The sequence below is a fragment of the Methylibium sp. genome, assembly GCF_013817365.1.
In the GTDB taxonomy this organism is placed as follows: domain Bacteria; phylum Pseudomonadota; class Gammaproteobacteria; order Burkholderiales; family Burkholderiaceae_C; genus Methylibium.
The window spans coordinates 1-3,708 of sequence record NZ_JACDCU010000411.1; the positions used below are offsets into that span (position 1 = coordinate 1).

Sequence of the window (3,708 nt, forward strand, 5' to 3'; positions counted from 1 at the left end):
CGTTCATGCGCACGGGCCGGCCGTGGCCTGCTCCAGCCAACGGAGCCTGCGCAGCGCCTGGTCGCGCGAGGCGCCGCATATCTCGGCCGAGGGCCTGAGGCTGCGGCAGACGGCGGGACGACGCGGCTCGCCGAAGAGCTTGCAACGGTTGGCGTCGTCGAGCTGAACGCAGCGCACGAACGCCGGCTTGCCGCCGGGCATTGCCGGGATGGGGCTGGAGATCGAAGGCGCGATGCAACAAGCGCCGCAACCCGAGCGGCAGTTCATGTCGCCCTTGTCGGCAACCATGCCTGCGGTGTGAAGGGCGTCCGTGGTGCCAAGATCGCCGGTGCGGCGCAGCAGGGGGCGCAGGGCATGGCGGGGATTCATGCCCGGCATTGTCGGTCGGGGAGTCCGGGCGCATCCGCCGACACCCGCTTGGCGAGGGGCGACGGTGGCCCCATAGCCGATATGAAAGGACCGGAGCTTCGCTGCCGGCTGCCTTGCTTAAAATTACGGCTTCGCCCCGCTACAGGACGAAGCATGCCGGGCCATCGGGCCGGGCGAGAAGGTTTGCCATGTTCTATCCCCAGGAATTCGACCTCATCGTCGTCGGCGGCGGCCATGCCGGCACCGAGGCGGCGCTGGCTGCCGCCCGCATGGGCTGCGCGACCTTGCTGTTGACGCACAACATCGAGACGCTCGGCCAGATGAGTTGCAACCCGTCGATCGGCGGGATCGGAAAAGGCCACCTCGTCAAGGAGATCGACGCCCTGGGGGGCGCCATGGCGCTGGCGACCGATGAAGCGGGTATTCACTTTCGCATTTTGAACGGCTCCAAGGGCCCGGCGGTGCGAGCCACGCGCGCGCAGGCCGATCGCATTTTGTACAAGGCGGCGATCCGGCGGCGGCTCGAGAATCAGCCGAACCTGTGGTTGTTTCAGCAGGCGGTGGACGATCTGATCGTGGAAGGCGACAGGGTGTCAGGTGCCATCACGCAAGTGGGCATTCGCTTCCGTGGAAAGGCCGTGGTGCTCACGGCGGGCACTTTCCTCGACGGGAAGATCCACGTCGGCCTGCAGAACTACAGCGCCGGGCGTGCCGGTGATCCTCCCGCATTGAGCCTGTCGGCGCGTCTCAAGGAACTCGCGCTGCCGCAAGGTCGCCTGAAGACCGGTACGCCGCCTCGGCTCGATGGACGCACGATCGACTTCGACCGACTCACCGAGCAGCCGGGCGACGGTGCGGCGCCGGCGGCTGGAACGGTGTGTGATCGGGTGCCGGTGTTCAGCTTCATGGGCAGCGCGGAGCTTCACCCGCGGCAGATCTCCTGCTGGATCACGCAAACGAACGAGCGGACTCACGAGATCATCCGCAGCGGGTTTGCGCGCAGCCCCATGTTCACTGGAGGGATCGCCGGTGTCGGGCCGCGGTACTGCCCCAGCATCGAAGACAAGGTGAACCGCTTTGCCGACAAAGGCAGCCACCAAATCTTTCTCGAACCGGAAGGGCTCACGACGAACGAGTTCTATCCCAACGGGATTTCCACGTCGTTGCCGTTCGACGTTCAGCTCGAGGCGGTCCATTCGATGTTGGGTTTGGAGCGGGCGCACATCCTGCGGCCCGGGTACGCGATCGAGTACGACTACTTCGATCCTCGAGCCCTGCGCGCCAGCCTAGAGACGAAGGCCATTCGTGGCCTGTTCTTCGCGGGGCAGATCAATGGAACCACGGGGTACGAAGAAGCTGCGGCGCAAGGGCTGCATGCGGGCATCAACGCCGCGCTTCAGGCTCGTGACCAGCCTGCTTGGGTGCCGACCCGAAGCCAAGCCTACCTCGGTGTGCTTGTCGACGATCTGATCACCAAGGGGGTGACGGAGCCTTACCGGATGTTCACCAGCCGAGCCGAGTTTCGACTGCAGCTTCGCGAAGACAACGCCGACGCTCGCCTGACCGACGCAGGACGGGCACTCGGTCTGATCGACGATCTTCGGTGGGGTGCCTTCAATCGCAAGCGCGATGCTGTTTCACGTGAAACACAGCGTCTTCGATCGACGTGGGTGAACCCCACCTTATTGGTGGCATCCGAGGCAGAACGGCTGTTGGGCAAAGCCCTGGAGCATGAACATTCTCTGCTCGATCTCTTGCGCCGGCCCGGCACCGACTTCGACACGCTCACACAGGTGAGTCGCGCAGCGCGCCCCGACGCGGCTGCTCCGAATCGCGGTGCGTTGCGCGCTGAGCTTGGCGTGCCCCTCGCCGATGCGGTCATCGAGCAGGTGGAGGTCACGACGAAGTACGCCGGCTACATCGACAAGCAGAACGAGGAAATTGGCCGTTCAGTGCAACACGAAGAACTGCGCTTGCCCGCGCGGCTCGACTACCGGGAAATCAACGCCCTGAGCCATGAAGTTCGGCACATCCTGCAGACCCATCGACCGGAAACGCTAGGCCAAGCAGCACGAATGGCCGGCGTCACGCCAGCGGCGATCTCGCTACTGCTGATTCACCTGAAAAAGGGACGCCTCCAGGGGTTTCCGGCGGGCCAGCAGGCGGGTGTGGATGCTGCAGCATGACACCCGCGACGGAAAACGGACTGGCGGCGACATTCAGAGACGGACTTGTTGCGCTGCAACTCGAACTGGACGCTGCGCAGCAAAGTCTTTTGCTTCGACATCTTGCATTGATCGAGCGATGGAACCGTGTCTACAACCTCACTGCCGTACGCGAGCCATCGCAGATGCTCACCCAGCACTTGCTTGATAGCTTGGCGACAGTGCGGCCGTTGCGGCAGATGCTTGCAAACAACCATTGGCAGGGTGAGTTTTCGCTGCTCGATGTCGGCAGCGGCGCCGGGCTGCCGGGCGTCTCTATCGCGGTGGCTTGCCCGGAGTGGTCGATGACGTGCGTGGATGCCGTTGGCAAGAAAGCCGCGTTCATTCGGCAGACTGGTGCGGAACTGGGTTTGCGCAATTTGGCGGTGACGCATTCGCGCGTGGAGGCGCTTGCGCCCAAGCCCTGGCAGGTGATCATTTCCCGCGCCTTCGCTTCGCTAGGTGGTTTTACGAGTCTGACGGCGCCACTGTTGGCACCGAACGGCGTCTGGCTGGCGATGAAGGGCCAGGTGCCGAACGACGAAATCGAGCAACTGCCGAAGGACGTAGAGGTGTTTCACGTGGAACCACTGAAGATTCCGCGCCTGGACGCGGAGCGCTGCATCGTTTGGATGCGCAAGCGCAGCAACATGCAGCCGCCCGCATAGCGCTTGGGTTAATGATCCGCTGGGGCTGTCTGAGCGCTCGGCGGGATGGAAGTGGGGTGAAAAGCGCCGTGTCGCCACCTGCTTGACGAAACGAGCATTCAAACCAGAAAATACAACCAGACAAAACTTCTGGTTTGATCGCCTCAATGAGCTCCTTCGTCGGCGCCTTCGAAGCCAAGACGCACCTGTCGGCGCTGCTGGAACGCGTTGAGCGCGGCGAAGAGATCGTCATCACCCGTCATGGTCGCCCGGTGGCACGGCTGGTTCCGCCGGTGTCGGCTGGCTTGGGCGCCGAAGGCTTGATCGAGCAACTCAGGCTGTTCAGGCGCGTTCACCCGATGGGCGCTTTGAGTTGGCGCCAGCTGCGAGACGAAGGCCGTGGCCGGTGAGCTCTTTCGTGCTCGATACGTCGGCGGCCCTCAGCTGGTGTTTCGCGGACGAGCACGAGTCGTTCAGCGAGCGACTGC

At 63.9% G+C, this 3,708-nt stretch carries 4 protein-coding genes; 3 read left to right on the forward strand and 1 reads right to left on the reverse strand.

Going from position 1 to position 3,708, the window contains the following annotated elements; all coding sequences use genetic code 11:
• Positions 1-3 precede the first annotated feature (3 nt).
• Positions 4-267 carry a YkgJ family cysteine cluster protein gene (locus tag H0W38_RS18710; RefSeq protein ID WP_292456962.1) on the reverse strand — a complete coding sequence of 88 codons (264 nt, stop codon included), beginning with the start codon at positions 265-267 and terminating at the stop codon, positions 4-6.
• 290 nt (positions 268-557) lie between these two features.
• Between H0W38_RS18710 and mnmG the strand changes: the two genes are divergently transcribed.
• The 3 genes from mnmG (at position 558) to H0W38_RS18725 (ending at position 3,630) form a co-directional block, all read left to right on the forward strand.
• Positions 558-2,555 (forward strand): tRNA uridine-5-carboxymethylaminomethyl(34) synthesis enzyme MnmG, encoded by a 1,998-nt coding sequence (gene mnmG / locus H0W38_RS18715; protein WP_292456953.1) that lies wholly within the window; start codon positions 558-560, stop codon positions 2,553-2,555.
• The gene (gene rsmG, locus H0W38_RS18720) at positions 2,552-3,241 is read left to right on the forward strand and encodes a 16S rRNA (guanine(527)-N(7))-methyltransferase RsmG (protein WP_292456957.1); all 690 of its coding nucleotides are present in this window, start codon (positions 2,552-2,554) and stop codon (positions 3,239-3,241) included. Before mnmG ends, rsmG begins: the two co-directional genes overlap by 4 nt.
• A gap of 146 nt (positions 3,242-3,387) precedes the next feature.
• Complete coding sequence (locus H0W38_RS18725; RefSeq protein ID WP_292456960.1) at positions 3,388-3,630, forward strand: type II toxin-antitoxin system Phd/YefM family antitoxin; 243 nt, start codon at positions 3,388-3,390, stop codon at positions 3,628-3,630.
• The last annotated feature ends 78 nt before the right edge of the window (positions 3,631-3,708 follow it).

What these genes read in the sequence shown, in the direction of transcription:
- H0W38_RS18710 (WP_292456962.1), bottom strand. Translation starts at nt 267, where the DNA reads ATGAACTGCCGCTCGGGTTGCGGCGCTTGTTGCATCGCGCCTTCGATC.
- rsmG (WP_292456957.1), top strand. Translation starts at nt 2,552, where the DNA reads ATGACACCCGCGACGGAAAACGGACTGGCGGCGACATTCAGAGACGGA.
- H0W38_RS18725 (WP_292456960.1), top strand. Translation starts at nt 3,388, where the DNA reads ATGAGCTCCTTCGTCGGCGCCTTCGAAGCCAAGACGCACCTGTCGGCG.
- mnmG (WP_292456953.1), top strand. Translation starts at nt 558, where the DNA reads ATGTTCTATCCCCAGGAATTCGACCTCATCGTCGTCGGCGGCGGCCAT.